Raw genomic sequence first — 17137 nt, forward strand, 5'->3', positions numbered from 1 at the left:
TTATGAGACGCTGCGCTTTTAGAGGAATTAATAAGTTTAAAACGGTTGTTGCTTTTATGTCTTCTCATTTATTCCTCTTGCTCTTCTCTTTGTGAAATAGTATTTTATTTAAGTAATTAAAAACTGCGCTTTTCACATGAGCAAGCTCAACGTTTACCCCAAAGTTTCGATATGAGTTTTACTTGTAGACGCGAAGCTTGCTTGCGTGACGGGCAAAGCCCGTAAAGTAATTTATTCACAAAGAGGTTTAGAGGCGCTGCGCTTTTAGAGGAAGTAATAGATCTAAAAAATTATTGTTTTTATGTCTTCTCATTTACTCCTCATTCGCTTCTCTTTGTGAAATAGATTTTGCTTTGTTTTAAGTGGTACAGATATTTATAAACAAAAACGCGACGCTTTATTGCTAAAGCGTCGCGTTTTTAATGCGTTATATAAACAAACTTAAAGCAAATTACATGCTTTGTGCGTAGTTATACAGCGCCTTTAAAATTGTAAGATTTTTTTCGCTGTCGTCATGTTCATGCGCTAGGTTTTCAAGGGTGATCATAAAATCTTGCGCGTTAATCGATGGTTGATCTTCGCCGTGCATTAGCTTGTTTTGGCAATACTGGCGCCATTGATCAAGCTCTTGCTGGTTTAGCGTTTCAGGCCAGTTACGTGCGCGGTATCTAAACAACAATGTATTAAACTTTTTATCTTCAAAGTCTAACTTCAACCCTGCTAATTCATCTGGTTTAGCATCGCGAATAATCGCAAACTTAGCTTTATCGGCATGGCTTGTAAACCCATCGTAAAGTAAGTAGTCAACGTTAGTGGTTGCGCTGTAATCGCCTTGCTCGTTAAACACTTCAGTTACTTTATCACGAAGGTCGGTATTGGCTTTTAAAATAGCTAAGTTAGCTAAGCATTGCTCGCGGTCAATCCCAAGGCGGGCGGCGTTTTCAGGCAATAATGTTTTAGCTGGGGCTAAAATAGGGCACTTGTTTAAATGCACCAGTTTTAAGCCAACAGGTAATTCACCCTCGGCTAAATCAACACGTTTGGTGTATAAGCGTTTGCGTAACTCTTCTACGTTTAAATCAATGAGTACTTGCGGGTTTTGAGTTAAATCAAAACAAATAACCGCGTTTTTATTTACCGGATGAAAGCTCATTGGTGCAACCCAGCTTGTACAGCCTTGTGTTGCAGGTATGCGCGACGTGGTATGCACCAGCGGCGTCATGTTAAATACATCAACCAATTCAGCAAGGGCTTTTTTATTACGCAAACCAAAAAAGAAGTTATACAGCTTTGGTTGTTTTTCTTTTATTAGCTTAGCCAGTGCAATAGTGGCGGTTACATCGCTTAGTGCATCATGCGCTGCGGCGTGTTCAATACCATTAGCTACCGTTAAATGCTCTAGCTTAAAGCTTGGGCTGCCATCTTCTTTTAACGGCCACTCAATGCCTTCAGGGCGCAGTGCATAACAAGCACGTACTAAATCAATAATATCCCAGCGGCTATTGTTATTTTTATATTCACGCTCGTATGGGTCGTAAAAATTACGGTAAAAGCTATAACGGCTTACTTCGTCATCAAACCGAATACTGTTATAACCGGCAACACAGGTGTTTGGCACACTAAATTCGGCATGAATTTTTGCTATAAACTCAGCTTCAACTAAGCCTTTTTTCATCGCCACTTGTGGCGTAATACCTGTAATTAAACACGCCTCAGGGTGAGGTAAGTAATCCGCTTGCGGCTTACAATATTCAATAAGTGGCTCGCCAATAATATTTAAATCAAGATCGGTACGAATACCCGCAAATTGGCTCGGCTTATCCTTTTGAGGGCTCGCCCCCCAAGTCTCGTAGTCGTGCCAATAGATTGTCGCTTGATTCTCTTGATAGCTTTCATTATTCATTCTATGTCTTAGCCCTTTATATTTACGGGTTATTAGCGCTACTCAGTTTCTTTTTGTATTTTCGAGTTTCTTGTAATTGGCGCATGGTGTGTATAGTATTGTGTATAAATTTTTTGCTAACTGTGTATAAAAAATTAAATGGCGATCAGTGACACCAAATTAAGAAAGCTGCTAGGTAAAAATCAAACACCGTTTGTATTATCGCATAGAGATAGTTTAAGTGTAAGGGTATCAGCTAAGGGGACTATAACTTGGCAATATCGTTGCCGTGTTGATACTAAGCAGGTAATTATTACGCTAGGGCGTTATCCTGGGCTAAGCATTAAAGAAGCACAAGATTACATACCGCTGTTTCAAAATTGGTTAAGCCAAGATAAAGATCCACGGCTAGAACTCAAGCTTATGCGTAACAATGCCAAAGGTTTGCCAACAATGGCAGAAGTTGCTGCAACATGGCTAGATAAAAAAGTGCCCGACCTAAAAGAAAAAACACAAATTTTATACACAAACCAAGTCAGCAAATGGATTGTACCAATACTTAATGATAAAAATATGCCACTTGATTTAATGACCATTAAAGATTGGATAACTTACTTTGATGAAGTGAAAGCACAAGGTAGTGCTAAAACAGCCGGTACTATACTAGTACGTATTAAGTCGATTATTGGTTGGGCTGAAAAGCGAGGGGAAGTAAAACCATTTAACCCTGTGCTCACATTAAATGTAAATGATATCGGTGAACAAGCATCGGTTGGCCAACGAGTTATGCGCTTTGATGAAATTGCAAAGCTATGGATACAAATAGAAAGCTCAAAAGCCACACCCGCAACTAAAGCATGCCTTCAGCTAATTTATATAACAGGGGCTAGGCAATCAGAGGTTCGTTTAGCCAAATGGGAGCATTTTGACTTTGACAATAATATTTGGACGGTACCACCCGAAAATTCAAAAACAAATAAAGCAATTCGTCGCCCAATATCAACTAAGATGAAAAGTATATTAGATAAGCTTGCTATGGTATACGGCCGTCAAGATTATTTAATACCTGGCGGTAATCCACACAAACCAATGACCACCCACAGCATCAACCGTTACTGCTGCCGAATGTGGGATCACCTGTATGAAAAATATAAAATGCCCAAGTTTCTACCGCACGATGCACGCCGTTCTTTATCAACATTGTTAAGTGAAAACGGTATAGCGCCGCACGTGACCGAAAAAATGCTAGGCCACACCATGCGTGGCGTAATGGCGGTTTACAACAAACATGATTGGATAAAAGAGCAAGCAGAAGGGTATGAGCTTTATTGTTCTTTAATAGAAAAACACATAATAAAAGAACTGGTTAATTAAGTCTCAGTCAAATTAAATTAAGTTACTTGTAAGTAACTAAAATTATCAGGTGTCTTATGGATATGAAAGAAATAATAGCGAAAGATAAGAAAGAAAAGGATGTAATAAAAGAAAGTAACTTTTATTCCTCATGCGATATGTTAGTTTTCTTATCAAATGAAGGATTTAATAAAACATTGAATTTAAGCTCTTACATGTCTATGTGTGACTCTATATCACATGAGTTAAAATCTTTTAAAGAGGCTAATAAGGGGATTAAAAAGATCTACTACTTTCAAATCGGAATATATGAATCTGATGTTACAAGGGAAATTTTACCAGCTATATCAATGTCAGAGTATATACATAGATTCCATAAAGATAAGCTTGATCTTCACGATGATTTTTTAGGATATCACTTCACATATTTTATTATCGAATACAATGTGAAGACTGATGAAGAACGATTAGTTGATTTGCTCGAACAAAGCCTCATAAAAGTATATGACGGCTTTAAGGCCAGAACACTGTATTTTAATTCTGTATTAGATAGAGATGCGACAGACTACCATGGACATTATCAAGGAATATTTGACTCATATGTTCTAGAAAGGAAAAAGGCAGGTAAGCCTGAAATAATTGAGGTTCATAATGCTATTGAAAAACCAAAAGAATCAAGTTCGGTGAAAGAATTCATATCATATGTAAATAAGTCATTGGAGAGTATATATGTGGGTCAATTGCCATTTCATGCAGCCAAGTTTTTAATGCAGGATACTAGAGAATACAAGTACTTAAGAGAGGAGTTTATTATATTAGCAAGTTATATTAAAGATATTAGGAAGAGTTATGACGGGCAAATTAAGTTAGGTGAAGAAAAAGAAAGATGGGACGCTAAGATAGATTCAGAGCTAATAGAGATTACACAAGCAGTACCAAAATATGAGTATGAAACGAGGAAAGCTTTGGCCTCCACAATACACCAATACCGAGGTTTTTCACTAGACTTAAGAACGAAGCATCAACAAGCTGTGGATAGTTTTTCCAAAGTCATAGTTTCTGCAATTAATGCAAAGCATGACAAAAAATACCCCGAGCCTAGAGTATTATTAATAGGTGCTTTATTTGAATTTTTCGAATGTGATGAATTTATACTCAATAAATCAATACAGTATGTAAAAGAAAATACTACATTAGGTATATTCTCATCAATATTCATTCTAGTTGACTCAGAAGTATGCATTAAAATACACTAAAAGCTTATGAGTAAAGCATACAAAACTAGCTTAGCTTTTTTCACATAGTTTCTGTAATTTTTGTATATCTTTTTTCTCATTTTGGATATGCATTTTTCTATGGCAGTTTGGGCAAAGAGCTACTGTATTCGCGATGGTGTCTTCACCACCTTTAGCAAGCCAAATAATATGATGCGTCTCTAGATACGGTTCATCCGATTTATTTTTAAAAGGTGCCGGTTGATTGCAGAGCTGACAAAACCCTTTCGCCAATCTTTTTGCATGCTCAGCAACCCAAGGGTTACGATCGTGTTGCTGGATAATCACCTTTCTACTACCTACATTCTTTCTGACGTTTTTTGCTCTACGCTCAATTTCTTCGTCACTCAGTCTTTTAGCTTTTTTAGTCTTTGCCTCAAAAACTTTACTTAAATAAATTTTATTAATTGGGGGCGATTCATTACCTTTAAGCTTGAGTGGGAATACACAAACATTTCTAGATAGACCATTTTGATCTGGTTGTTTCTCAAAGTAAGGCTTTGAAGCTAATTGAACAATACCAATATAAACATATTCTTTATCAACAAAAACTTCAAAAAGGTGAACAGTGATACTGGTATCATTAGATTCAGAAAGTGTTTTGTTTTGAGCAAAGTTTAAACTTTGATCACCAGTAGTACCCATTCCAGTGTAATGGCAAATATCACCTTCCCAACGGTCATCATATATTGATTTAATATGGTTTGAGACAATAACTAACGTATTAGATTGATGTGAGCGCCTCATCCCCCCTTGCGGAGAGCAAGCAAATAGCTCACACAATTCTTTATTATTTAAAACTGAGCCCGGCTGAATTTCTAGTGTCATTAATTATCCAATACATTATAAATTTATAATAATAAGTTAAATATACCTCCTTTTTGACCTTACCAGTAGGCTTTCATGTAAGCAATAAACCAATGAAGTTATAAGTTTAGAAATACCACCTTTATGATAAGTATAGCTATAATAGAATTACTTTATGATTTCATTTATTTTTGAAGAGGGACTATGAAGATAATTATTTTTTTAATAGTTCTTGTGATATCTGTTGTTTCAACCATTTATACAAAGCAGCAAGAAATGATTCATGTCGATGTGTCAAAGGTAGACTATATATCGGGTTTTGATGAATCAGTAGTAGTTTCGTTTGGTAAAAATGAAAACGACTTCCATGCATTTGCGATAAAAAAGAAAGATATAAAGCAGGGTGTTGAGCTTGTATCTAAATCAAAAAACAACCCTAATTTTTCTGTATTTGCGGACTTAGAAGGTGAAGCGCTTGTTCGATCTGAACAGGCCGAAACCTTTGCAAAAGTTAGAGTTTTGAGTGTTGATAAAAAAGCACAAAAAGCCGTATTTGAAGTTGAGGCTAATTTATTAAACATAAATACGAATGAGCTTAATAAATTAGATAGAACAAAAGTGATTGTAAAAGATAAGCCTTTTTTAAAGCTTATGTAAGTGCTACCTATCCTAAGGTTAAGTTAGCTCTATGCATTCTAATTGATTGAGTTACAACACCTTCAATATTGTACTGGTCAAACTTAGTTAGTTTAACAGGACTGTGGTCAGAGCTAGCTGAAAGCAATAGATTGTTTTTTAAGTCGGCAATTTTACAAACGAATTGACCATTTAAGCAGGCTACGATTATATCGTAATTTTTAACTGTTTTTGCTCTATCTATTATGAGCACATCGCCATCAAATATCCCAACGCCTTCCATACTTCTACCGCTAGCGCGACCAACAAATGTTGAGTCACTTAAAAAATTAGCATCGATTGTTTTGTCTAACTTTTTTATTTCAGGACCGATTGATACATTTTGAATAAGCATGTTTTTCTCAAAGCTTTAACTAAGTTGATTATAGCCTTAACTGTATATAAAAACAGTACCCATACTTAACTGCAATAGAGATAAGTGCCAAAATGTATCTTTTAATGTTAAAGGTAAAACAATGTCTAATAGTTTAAAAGCTAGAAAGGCGATCCGCAAAATATTCGATGGCAAATATATAGACGCTCCAATTACAAAAGAGGAAGTCGATTTACAATGGGATTTTTTAATGGCGATGAAAGTGCGGCAATTTAGATTAATAAAGATTATAAACGATGAGGAAGTAGATAAGGAATTACTACAGAATATTTTTGACGCATTAAATATTTGCGATGTGGCTTAAACAAAGCCCGCATTATGCGGGCATTAATAATTTCAGCTTAATTCAGTTCAGTTAGATTGATTACCAGAGTTTAATAAATCTTGAGATAAGTTCTCTAACTTTTTTACAAAAATATCCCAGTTGTATCCCGCTACACCGCCAATAGCTACATACCCTAAAGTTGCTCTAACAGGGTCTGACTCATTTGCAATATCACCAGTTAAAACTAGCAACCCGCTTTGGACTATTGCAAATACAAGACAACCTACTAGAGTTGCGAGTAATGGTGCAAGGAAATATCCCCAAATATGTTTAGATTTAAATGAGCAATTAATTGCGTAATGTCTATGGAATGACGTAATACTCAAAATAGCGCTACCCAATAAAGCACCTACTATTGTAAAAAATAAAAAAGGCACTTGAGATGGTACTTTAAAGCTTTCATCTAAATCCCAAAGATTTAAAATTGATGAGAAGCCTGTTAACCAACCATCTACTAGTAACCAAATTGCGAAAATAGAATATGCAAGAGTGTAAACAGGAACTAAAAAAATTGATTTACCAACGTCAGTATCGTTGCCACTTTGGTTTGGAGGTGTGATGTTGTTATCCGGGGCTGGTTCTATAGTGTTGTTATTTTGAGCTGACTCTTCCATAAACTTCTCATATGATTGCTATTTTGGCTATGAGGATACATAATAATTACTATAAATTATAGTTGGCTACATTATTAGCATTGAATTTATTTAATCTCACTTGACTAAAAATGTGCATTGGAAGCAAAAAAGAATAAAAACATGAGTCAAACAAATTTAAATTACACTTGGCCTGCTGATTTTCCAGAAGATATTCCTGAAAGTTGCGATCCTATTCCAGCAGAAGGGTTTGTATACCGGTTAGTTCGTACTATTCCACCTACGGAGGTGGATTTTCAAAAACATAGGGATGAACACCCTGATTATCCATATGTGACAAAAAACAAACCTTTGTCTTATGGAATGTCTTTTTTTACTAAGCTATCTACATTAAAACGTAAAACAGGTAATTACCCAGCACCAGAGCAGTTTGAGTGTTGGCTGATGGTTTGTGGTGAGTTAGTTCCTGAGCTTGGGGTTATAAAAGAAGAGTCTAATCATGTGACTTTATGGGCGCAAGAGGGGGCATTGCCTCATCAATATATTAAGGAAGAGGTAAAATAAGTATGAACATTTTACCAAAAGATACAATCTTAGGCCGTCTAAAAGTTTTTGAAATATATGATGAGTTCTATGGCCCTAAATGTTTTTCTGTAAGAGATGATCTTCAATACCTTTATCTTGTATATTGGAGCGGCGATTATGAAAACGGTGCATGCACTAAATGGGTATACATGCCTGTTTCCACAAAGATATTAGATGAGTTACTTCGTGAGGAGTATACATTTAACAAGGCGTTTACAGGTTCAAAGCGATTAATGCTCGTTTCAACATTTGCTGACGAAAAATCACATACATTAATTGAACCTCTAACTGAGAAAAATATCGACACAGCTAATCTTCCTCCGAAAGATTTCTCGATAGATCCTGATGAGATACAATCATTCGCACCAGAGGCAAAATGGCATTTCAATTTAAAAATAGCTAAAAAAAATGGTAATGACTCTCCATCTGATGGAGCAGTCACTGAAGTACTTGATTCGTTCAGTGAAATAACACGAAGCATTATGAGGGACCCTAAAAACTTGAAGCCCTCAATTCACCCATTAACTGCTGATCATGGTTCTTTTGATGTTAAGCTAGGTTCAAGTAACCAAGAAAGAGCGGCTGTAGCTATTGAATTGTTAGAGACTCTATTATCTGATGAAAATGAAATTGAAAACAGATTAGAAGAATTTAACATAGACCCATACAGACTAAAAAACTTGTTAGATATAGTTAGTCTTAATAAGTTAGATCTAACACTAAAATCTAAAACATCAAACATTCTGAAAAAGCCTATTTCTATCAATGCTGTTAGGCTTAAACCAATCATAGAAAAACTTGAAAATATAACATTAACTATAATTGATTCACTAAAAGTACCTCAAGCAAATTCTTTGGATAGAGTTGTTATTATAGTTAAACATAGGGTTGATAAGGGAGAGTTGAAACATCAATTTATTGATGGAATTAGTTCTCAAAGGCAAGTCCTTTACCATACTCATGCAGCACGTTGTTTGGGGTTATTGAACCAAGATAATACAGTAGCCACCGCTGGACTTGTATTAGCTCAGAAGTGCAGCAAGAAAGCTCAATATGAATTTTTAGCAGATAGAGTAGAATCAAGTGATTTTGGTTGGGCTTGGATGCAATGGGCTGGTGTGAAATCACTATCAGAACTTGACCCGTATTCTTCTAGACCATTTGTTGAGAAATGTGTCAAAGGCCTCAATAGAACGAGTATAAATAGGCGTGCTAGTAGTCTTACTAAGTGGATAAAAGTTTTAAAGGAATACAGGCGAGACTATTCTAAGTAATTTAACTTGGAGAAATTATATTTGTACAATGGCTCGGGATTCCGAGCCATTGTAAAAGCAGAAATAACTAGAGTCGTGCAAGTTGTTTTTTTGTTATTTCATTTAATTCATTCTCTGTGTCTATATCTAGAAATAGACCCAAAACTTTATATGAGTTATTCAAAGAATCTAGATTCAGAGGCTTTATTTTATCAAAACCTTCTTCATTCCTTGCAAAATTAAACAGTAAATTTACCTTCGACTGCAACGCAGCAGTTTCATATATACAACTGAGTATGTATCGACGATGACTGTTTGTTATACATTGAATACGACTTTTATGTACTTGTAATTGTTGTAATATATTAGCGAGATACTTTCCTATTTCAGGTGGTGAATGTCTAATACATTCTTTAAATATTATTATAAAATCATCTGCAAGTTCTGGTGGTGTGGAAATTTTTTGGGCTTCACTATACGGCTTTTCATTATCAATAGGTTCGAGATGAGTAATATAAATATTCGAGCTTTTTTTCAAATAATCACATAAGTCACACAAAGCATTTGGGAGGAGCGCTTTAGCTGCAGTAAATTCCCTTTCTCTCTGCTTTTCCTCATTATATTTAGAAATAGACAATGCAATTATACTTGCTATAAATGCTAAAACACCAATATTTAACGACTGCCAACTATAAAGAACCCTTTGGTATTTATTCCAATCAAAATCAGTAGTGTACAAAGGAATAATGAACATACTCATAAAGTATAGAGCAAGGAGAATGCAAGTTACGATTTTTATTATTTTAGAGTCAAAAGCTTTAACGATTAACATATTAAAGTGACTTACCAGTAAAAATAACTTTTCCAACCAACGTGCAATTACCATTAATCGGTATTAGTTGCTCTGGCCAGTTGGGGTTGGCGGCTTTTAGGAATTTATGGCCGTTTTCGATAATTAGCTGTTTAAATGTAGCTTGGTTATCGTCGTCTAGGCGGGCTACTACGTACGAACCGTGGATGCATTCCGCTTCAGGGTCTACAAAAATTAAATCACCCTCATCAAACTTTGGCTCCATGCTAATACCTTGCACCTTTAAAACAAAGGTTAGGTCACTGCAATTAACAGGGCACATAAAACGTTCTGCGTCATAAGCTTTAATTTCACTTATTTCTGACCAGGCGCCAGCTTGTACCCAGCTGATAAGTGGGGCGGTGGCTTTGATTGTTGGCCCTGGTAATACATTACTGTTGGTGTCTTTGTTATCAGCAATCCCAAACTGTAAAAACTCAGGTGTGCATTTTAGTGCGCGTGCTAACGCTTCAATGTTGCGAGGATTTTTTGTATCTCCACGCTCTATTTTTTGAATAGAGGTTTGCGCTGTACCGACTAGATCAGCTAGTTGGTATTGGGTTAACCCTAACGCTGTGCGGCGTTCCTTTACTCTTTTTGCAATATCCATATTAATCCCCTTAATTAATTTAATAACTATAAGTAATCTGTTAGGAAGATTATCACAACTTTAAGTTATCACAGTCAAATTACTTATTCGGGTATTGCTGATTACCTAAAGTAATAAATTAAATTGACAATCACTTTTAGGGATCATAAGATTACTTAAAGTAATCATTCGTGAGGTGTATATGTCATCTATTGAAAAAGCAGTAAGCCTAATCGGTGGGCAAACAAGATTAGCTCGTCTTTTGGGTACTCAACAAACCGCTGTTTGGAACTGGGTAAATCGACACAGCCAAGCCCCAGCGAAATACATTCCGCGTATTTCAGAACTAACTAACGGTGAAATATCGGTAAACGATTTACTCGCCGATCATCAAAAAGCAAAAAGGAAGATGTAGCATGAGCACTGAACAACAAATCATTTTATTAGATATTCACCCAGACGCTAAAGCCGTGTTGTTTGCATTACTGCAAGAAAACATTCAATTGCGCACTGAGCTTGAAGAACAAAAAGACCGCCTAGTTAGCACTGTTGAAGCATGTGAGGTACTAGGTTGTGCGCGTAAAAAGTTTTGGATTCTATCGAAGTTGTCTGATTTTCCTAAATCAATTCAGTTTGGCAAAACTAATCATTACCGCTTAAACGAGCTAATTAAATTTAGAACGCAGCACCAACAAAGCGTTAATAACTAGGAGCAAAGGCAATGAGCACATACCAAGTATTTGACCAAAACACGTATAACGCATTACCTAACTTAGCTGCCAAAGCTGAGTATTTACTTACGTGCAAAATAAGCACGAAAGACGCCGTTAATTGTCAATCAGTTGAATTTGAACCGTGCTTACAAGCCTTTGTTGGCGAGTTGCCATTACCTATTTACTGCCTCGGCAACGAAAGCCAAACAATACAAAAAGCAGTGTACTGGTTAAAAACACAAGCTTTATCTAAACCGCAGCAACAAGCACAAGGGGTATAACCATGGCAAATGCATTAGTTAAACACACCGAGAACGTACAACCAGCGCCATTAAAAGCTGTAGAAGGGCGCCACATACCAAAAGGCTTAGCTGAAATAAAAGCGCTAATGGGTAGCGAACGCCACACACCAGAGTACGTATACACCAAAGTGTTAAGCGAGCAAGAGCGAACAATAGTGTGTTTTGCTGCAGGCCTCAAACGTCATGACCTTGAAAAAGGCTTTGCCAATTTTAACGCCGATACCCGTCTTAAAATTCACAAAGCTATTTTGCAGTTACAAGAACTGGTTAAAGCATTTGTTGATGCCAACGCCATGGCACCGGCTAAGTTTTTGCAAAATGCGCCTGCTGAGTCTGCAAAAACCAGCTACTCCCACCTAACTGTTAGTTCACACTAAGGATTGATCATGAGCTCAACTAATCGCGGAACCCAGCGCAATGCAGATGATTACTACGTAACACCGCATTGGCTTATTGAAGACTTTTTAGCAGCGTTTAGCGAAAACTGCCGCTTTAATTTTGACGAACAAGCATACCCGTTAATGTTAGACCCAAGCGCAGGCGGCTGCGACAAGTACGAAATGAGCTACCCAACCGTACTAGAAAAACAAGGCTTTACTGTAGAAAGCTGGGATATTCGCGAAGACTCACGCACTAATTTAAAAGGCGTTAATTTTTTAAACGTGCCCAGCGCTTTATTGCCGAAATACGACGTGCTCATCACAAACCCACCGTTTAACGTAGCGCAAGAATTTACAGAACAGGCGCTTGAAATGGTTAAAGAGGGCGGTTTAGTGATCATGCTGCAACGCCTTAATTGGTTAGGTAGCCAAAAGCGAAAACCTATGTGGCAAAAACTACCATTAGCCGCCGTTTATGTTCATAGCAAACGCCCAGGCTTTGACCCACAAAAAACAAGTAAAACAGATTCAACCGAATACGCCCACTTTGTATTTTGCAAAGGCCATGAACTGGCCTCTGAACTTTTCGTAATTTAACACCCAAAAACAACACCCAAAGGACTACTAAAATGAACACAATCAAAGACCAAGATCTATCTAAAAATCAGCTATTAGTTAAAAACATTGTTGAGCACGCGGTAGACCAAGCCAACTTTACTATTAAAAATTTAAGTAAGCGCTCTACCGTTGCCATGCTAATGGAGTGCGAAAACTGCCTAACTGACTTTATGCCTGTGGTTAAGTTTATTGCCGATGACCACATTGAATACGCCCCTATTTACGACCAAATGTGCGCCGCAATTGATGCCGTTCAAATGGGTGAAGATTTAGTTGAAATAGAGTTTGCCGAATAAATGGCTAACCCTAAGCCACTCGACCTACAAGCCCTTAGACTATCTGGTATAGCTAAGGGTTTAATTTCATCTATTAGCGATATTGACGACCGCAACTTTTTAGCGCGTGGCCTGCAAAATGTGCCAGTGCCTCTACAAAGTCGTATGGCCCGTAAATACATAGACCGCTACAACCAAAAAAAAGCGGGTAGCCAATACCGTGCTAATACATGGTTACGCCGTACCATTGCACGTTTAAAGCCACGCTTTGGCGTACTGTTTAGTATTACTCAAAATATGCCATTGCCATGGCATATTTTAAGCAGTATTGAAAAAACCAAAAAACATGCAGGCACACTCGCTATGGAATGCGTGCAAATAACGCTTGATGTAAGCGAAGAAAACCAACACCTACCGTACGAAAAAATAATATCGTTAACCTACGATGCAATAGCAACTCATGCCAAAGCTGTAGGCGCTAATGTGCCATTTTATGCCATGCGCGACGACAACTTGCCAACCGAGTGTTACGAAATTGCACTGCTAAAAATGCAGTGTGATAGATGGTGGGCTCGCCAATTAAAGACTATTCGCCGCCAGTTTGTAGAGTTACTCGAAATTGCCACAGGCCAAGTAGGCAAAGATTTATACCACGATAAAAAAAGCAAAAAGTTTAAACGCCGTGGAATTAGCCCTTACTCGTCAAAACAAGCACAGCGCGAGTTTAACTTTGCACAAGCCAGTGGCCGCCAGTTCCTAGAAATGATGGAACTGCAAAGCAGCGACGGCGACGTAATAAGTTTAATTGAAGCCGTAAAAAGCGGTATGGCAAATCCTGCCAACCGCCGAAACGAGTTAATGTTACGCATACGCGAAACCGAAGAGTTAGCCGACGAAATGGGCTATGTAGGCATGTTTTACACTATTACGTGCCCGTCACGTTTTCATGCAAACTCAAGTAAATGGCACGGCGAAACCCCAAAAGATGCACAAAATTACCTAACCCAAACATGGGCGCGTGCCCGTTCTAAGTTAAACCGACGAGGCCTTAAATACTTTGGTGTGCGCGTAGTTGAGCCACATGCCGACGGTTGCCCGCATTGGCACATGATGTTGTTTATGCCTAAAAATAAACTACAAGAAGTGAACGCTATTTTGCGTTGGTACTTTATTCAAGAGGATAAAACAGAGCTTTACGATTATTACGGTCCTGTGCAAACCCGCGCAAAAGTAGTAAACGAATGGGTAGATATAAACGCCCACGGCACACACATTAAAACTGTAGAGAAATGTGTAAGCTACCGCGCAGGCACTAAAAAAAGTGAGCTGTTTAAAACCTATAAACAAAAGCGCCGCGAGTGGGGCCTTAAAAAAAGCCAAGGCAAAAAAGCTAAAGCGCCCAGTAAATTCTATCGTACCTTTAGCCCTCGCTTTGACGCCATAAAAATGGATAAAAGTAAGGGCAGTGCAGCCAGCTACATTGCTAAATACATCAGTAAAAATATTGATGGCTACCAATTAAGCGACCATGAAGATGCCGAAACAGGCGAAAACTTGCAAGAGCAAGCTAACCCTGTTTTAGCCTGGGCTAGTACATGGAACATTCGCCAGTTTCAATTTCAGGGCTCACCAAGCGTCACCGTGTATCGTGAATTGCGCCGCATGCCTAAGGGCAAAGCAATAAGCGACGAAACCATAGAGCCTATTCGCCACGCTGCTGACACCGCCAACTGGAAAGATTACGTAAAGCTCCAAGGCGGTATGTGTATAGGCCGTGCTGCTAATTTCAAATCAATGTACGAAGACACACAAATGGGCAACGATTACGCCGAAGTAGTACGCCGCATAAAAGGTGTACTTACTAATACCGATTACAAGGCCGTGCTTAAACGCACACTTGAAAACGTACATAACGTAATTACCCAAACAAGCCTTAAAACACGCTTAGTAGAATGGACCAGACAACTCAAAGGCACAGCCGAAAAACTCAATGCTAAGGATAACACCAACGTCGGCGCAGCCGACCTATCTTGGACTAGTGGTAATAACTGTACGCCTATAGCCGCAGGGTCTAGGGCTGTGTTGTTACTCGATATGATGGGCACCTCAAAAAATGATGTTGATGAAGTAATAAAGGATCTAAATAGCGGAAAAAGGATCAGCCGAAACGGTCAAATTTACCAAATACGAGACGGCCAACTTCAAGTTTTAAATGTTGATGAGCAAATAAAGCATGATCAGCGCTTAGCTATTGAGTCATTGGCTAAAACATATTCACAAAAAGCAGGTAGCTGGCACATAACTGAAGCCCACTGGAAACAAGCCCGTGAATATGTAGAGCTTGCTTATAAATACGCGCAGCTTGATGGGCGTAACACACCAAATAACACCCGCTCACAAAATGGCTCAGTCACTATTGGCGATTGGGACCTAGTTACTTTAGTAAAACAAGGCAGCGCATCAGCAATCAGCGACAACGATTGGTGGGCACTGGATTTAATGGCGTAGGAGAAACAATGACTATTCAAATTTCTAAAGTACTCATGCCAAAGGCATGTATTAGTTGCCAGGCATTTTGCCCAAAAGGGTATGCAGAGGATCAGCACAGCCCGTTTATTACTAAATTCGATAAGCCAAAGCCTAAAGCTCAATACGGCCAATGCGGCAAAACCAATAACAGCGTATTTGCTACCGAAATTTGCACCGGCGACCAGCAAGAACCTTACGTCGATGTATTTGCAGTAACTAACAGACCACAGCCAAAACAACATTAAATATTGATACACTGATACTATCTACATTTCTGATTTAGCTGTATTAGCATTAAAAACAGAAGTAACATCTATTAGTCATCGTGATTTATGAACGTAGATTTAAAGTCGTAAATGTACCCGCTAATAGATTAATTAACGGGTACATTTATAAGTTATCAAAATTAGGAATTGATATGAAAAAAGGGTTTGAAATAGCAGCCGATTTAACTGAAGTCGCAGTTAAAAGCCAGCTACTAACAGGTATAGCTAAAGATATACCTTACGTAAGTACGTTGCTTAAAGTATGGAATTTAAGTGATTCTATTAGAGACCGCATGTTTGCAGCTAAAGTAATGCGTTTTTTTGAATCACTTGATGATGTTACAGGTAAAGAACGTGAAGAAATGTCTGGCAAGATAAAGTATGTAAACCAAGATGAGTTAAATAACGCTACCGATAAAATCTTATTTTGCATTGAATCAATAACCGATATTGATAAAGCAGAGTTTATTGCAAATTTATTTATTGCTTACATATATAAATATATTTCTGAAGCTGAATTACGACGTTGCATCGATATAGTACAAATAACTTTTCTTGATGATCTCAAGCATTATGTAATGACTCATTTGTCGAGTCAGTACTTAACAGAAGAAGATTTATTTTCTTATGAAGTATATGGTTTGATCAATACTCCTATCCTTGCACCTTTTAGAGATGATAATCGTTTTCAAAGCCTCAGCGATAGAGATAAATTTGGTAAAGGTTTATTTAAGGAGTCTGCTATAGGTGTAAAACTTAAGTTAGCTTTTGAATATGGAAAAAGGAAAAGACAGTATGAAAACGTTTAACTAATTATGTTCTTAAAAAGTAGGTTATGTTATGTATCAATAGACTGATCCTTTTATAAATTTATAGCAACTTACTTGCAAACCTATAAAATCCAGATAAGGTTAAAAGTGCCGAAGGGCAAATAGATTTTCATTTGTAAACCCACATTTGTGGGTTTTTTCATGCCTTAAATAAAGTGCGGGCTAAAGGCCAATAAGTTCTAATTGCTCTTCACGCGGTAGTTTTTTAATAAGCGATGCCGCTAGTTGCGCGGTAGTTTTACAAGGCGGATTTAAGAAGTGATCAAACGATTGGGTAATACGAAACGTAGCCCCGCATTCTTTAGTATTAGTGCAAGAGCAATATAAATTAACTACATGCGCGCTTTGCTTTTCGCGTGACGTAATTGTTGCTTTAGCTTCGCAATTTGGACAAGTAACCCGCGCCATAACATTCACCAATCGTCAATAAGTAAGCACTGTGATTATACACAGTGGTTTCACTCATAACAAATAACTATTTTTGAAACTTCAGACTGAAAGTTAATTTCCTTTAAAAAGATAAAGAAAATTGTTGAATTATAAAGTTTTAAATATTCTTTAAAACAAAATCAATATTTGAAGTTTAACTAAATTATTCTATTCTTGATAACATAGCTATTTAATCACTGAGGATTTATTGTGTC

The 17137-nt window shown here is 37.5% G+C and carries 22 protein-coding genes; 15 read left to right on the plus strand and 7 right to left on the minus strand.

All coding sequences use genetic code 11. The annotated features are described in order from the left end of the window. Positions 1–451: 451 nt before the first annotated feature. Positions 452–1903 (minus strand): exodeoxyribonuclease I, encoded by a 1452-nt coding sequence (sbcB, locus tag H5117_RS18755; protein ID WP_182738864.1) that lies wholly within the window; start codon positions 1901–1903, stop codon positions 452–454. Between the two features lie 138 nt (positions 1904–2041). Between sbcB and H5117_RS18760 the strand changes: the two genes are divergently transcribed. Next, positions 2042–3256, plus strand: a complete 1215-nt coding sequence (locus H5117_RS18760) for a site-specific integrase (protein ID WP_182738865.1) — start codon at positions 2042–2044, stop codon at positions 3254–3256. A 56-nt stretch (positions 3257–3312) separates the two neighbouring features. Next, the gene (locus H5117_RS18765) at positions 3313–4491 is read left to right on the plus strand and encodes a hypothetical protein (RefSeq protein WP_182738866.1); all 1179 of its coding nucleotides are present in this window, start codon (positions 3313–3315) and stop codon (positions 4489–4491) included. A gap of 30 nt (positions 4492–4521) precedes the next feature. On the opposite strand, the gene H5117_RS18770 is transcribed toward H5117_RS18765, so the two are convergent. Further along, the gene (locus tag H5117_RS18770; protein ID WP_182738867.1) at positions 4522–5337 is read right to left on the minus strand and encodes an HNH endonuclease signature motif containing protein; all 816 of its coding nucleotides are present in this window, start codon (positions 5335–5337) and stop codon (positions 4522–4524) included. A gap of 183 nt (positions 5338–5520) precedes the next feature. Between H5117_RS18770 and H5117_RS18775 the strand changes: the two genes are divergently transcribed. Further along, positions 5521–5973: a hypothetical protein gene (locus H5117_RS18775; RefSeq protein WP_259404573.1), complete on the plus strand. Its 453-nt coding sequence runs from the start codon at positions 5521–5523 to the stop codon at positions 5971–5973. A gap of 7 nt (positions 5974–5980) precedes the next feature. On the opposite strand, the gene H5117_RS18780 is transcribed toward H5117_RS18775, so the two are convergent. After that, the gene (locus tag H5117_RS18780; protein WP_182738868.1) at positions 5981–6346 is read right to left on the minus strand and encodes a LexA family transcriptional regulator; all 366 of its coding nucleotides are present in this window, start codon (positions 6344–6346) and stop codon (positions 5981–5983) included. 121 nt (positions 6347–6467) lie between these two features. On the opposite strand from H5117_RS18780, the gene H5117_RS18785 reads away from it, so the two are divergent. Next, positions 6468–6689 carry a hypothetical protein gene (locus H5117_RS18785; RefSeq protein WP_182738869.1) on the plus strand — a complete coding sequence of 74 codons (222 nt, stop codon included), beginning with the start codon at positions 6468–6470 and terminating at the stop codon, positions 6687–6689. A gap of 47 nt (positions 6690–6736) precedes the next feature. Here the strand turns inward: H5117_RS18785 and H5117_RS18790 are convergent, their stop codons facing one another. Beyond that, positions 6737–7324 carry a hypothetical protein gene (locus H5117_RS18790; protein ID WP_220491808.1) on the minus strand — a complete coding sequence of 196 codons (588 nt, stop codon included), beginning with the start codon at positions 7322–7324 and terminating at the stop codon, positions 6737–6739. A 141-nt stretch (positions 7325–7465) separates the two neighbouring features. Between H5117_RS18790 and H5117_RS18795 the strand changes: the two genes are divergently transcribed. Beyond that, the gene (locus H5117_RS18795) at positions 7466–7867 is read left to right on the plus strand and encodes a hypothetical protein (protein ID WP_182738870.1); all 402 of its coding nucleotides are present in this window, start codon (positions 7466–7468) and stop codon (positions 7865–7867) included. Between the two features lie 2 nt (positions 7868–7869). After that, on the plus strand, positions 7870–9162 hold the full coding sequence (locus tag H5117_RS18800; protein ID WP_182738871.1) for a DUF6575 domain-containing protein: 1293 nt from the start codon (positions 7870–7872) through the stop codon (positions 9160–9162). A 67-nt stretch (positions 9163–9229) separates the two neighbouring features. Here H5117_RS18800 and H5117_RS18805 read toward each other — a convergent pair whose 3' ends face one another. Then, a complete protein-coding gene (locus H5117_RS18805; RefSeq protein WP_182738872.1) occupies positions 9230–9973 on the minus strand; it encodes a hypothetical protein in 744 nt (247 codons plus the stop codon). Position 9974: 1 nt separating this feature from the next. Then, the gene (locus H5117_RS18810) at positions 9975–10601 is read right to left on the minus strand and encodes a LexA family transcriptional regulator (RefSeq protein ID WP_182738873.1); all 627 of its coding nucleotides are present in this window, start codon (positions 10599–10601) and stop codon (positions 9975–9977) included. 181 nt (positions 10602–10782) lie between these two features. Between H5117_RS18810 and H5117_RS18815 the strand changes: the two genes are divergently transcribed. From H5117_RS18815 to H5117_RS18855, 9 genes are all read left to right on the plus strand, one after another. Next, the gene (locus H5117_RS18815; protein ID WP_182738874.1) at positions 10783–10995 is read left to right on the plus strand and encodes a YdaS family helix-turn-helix protein; all 213 of its coding nucleotides are present in this window, start codon (positions 10783–10785) and stop codon (positions 10993–10995) included. A gap of 1 nt (position 10996) precedes the next feature. Next, a complete protein-coding gene (locus H5117_RS18820; protein WP_149592043.1) occupies positions 10997–11290 on the plus strand; it encodes an AlpA family transcriptional regulator in 294 nt (97 codons plus the stop codon). An 11-nt stretch (positions 11291–11301) separates the two neighbouring features. Continuing rightward, positions 11302–11574, plus strand: a complete 273-nt coding sequence (locus H5117_RS18825) for a hypothetical protein (protein WP_182738875.1) — start codon at positions 11302–11304, stop codon at positions 11572–11574. Between the two features lie 2 nt (positions 11575–11576). Then, positions 11577–11972, plus strand: coding sequence for a hypothetical protein (locus H5117_RS18830; RefSeq protein WP_182738876.1), 396 nt, complete (start codon positions 11577–11579; stop codon positions 11970–11972). 9 nt (positions 11973–11981) lie between these two features. After that, positions 11982–12572 carry an SAM-dependent methyltransferase gene (locus H5117_RS18835; RefSeq protein ID WP_182738877.1) on the plus strand — a complete coding sequence of 197 codons (591 nt, stop codon included), beginning with the start codon at positions 11982–11984 and terminating at the stop codon, positions 12570–12572. Between the two features lie 32 nt (positions 12573–12604). Continuing rightward, positions 12605–12889 carry a hypothetical protein gene (locus tag H5117_RS18840; protein ID WP_182738878.1) on the plus strand — a complete coding sequence of 95 codons (285 nt, stop codon included), beginning with the start codon at positions 12605–12607 and terminating at the stop codon, positions 12887–12889. Beyond that, positions 12890–15376: a replication endonuclease gene (locus tag H5117_RS18845; protein WP_182738879.1), complete on the plus strand. Its 2487-nt coding sequence runs from the start codon at positions 12890–12892 to the stop codon at positions 15374–15376. Positions 15377–15384: 8 nt separating this feature from the next. Then, positions 15385–15642 (plus strand): hypothetical protein, encoded by a 258-nt coding sequence (locus H5117_RS18850; protein WP_182738880.1) that lies wholly within the window; start codon positions 15385–15387, stop codon positions 15640–15642. 173 nt (positions 15643–15815) lie between these two features. Next, positions 15816–16472 carry a hypothetical protein gene (locus tag H5117_RS18855; RefSeq protein WP_182738881.1) on the plus strand — a complete coding sequence of 219 codons (657 nt, stop codon included), beginning with the start codon at positions 15816–15818 and terminating at the stop codon, positions 16470–16472. A gap of 183 nt (positions 16473–16655) precedes the next feature. Here H5117_RS18855 and H5117_RS18860 read toward each other — a convergent pair whose 3' ends face one another. Beyond that, entirely contained in the window at positions 16656–16901 is a 246-nt protein-coding gene (locus tag H5117_RS18860; RefSeq protein ID WP_182738882.1) for an ogr/Delta-like zinc finger family protein, read from the minus strand. Positions 16902–17137: the final 236 nt, after the last annotated feature.

Source organism: Pseudoalteromonas sp. SG45-1, from assembly GCF_014164135.1.
Taxonomy (GTDB): domain Bacteria; phylum Pseudomonadota; class Gammaproteobacteria; order Enterobacterales; family Alteromonadaceae; genus Pseudoalteromonas; species Pseudoalteromonas distincta.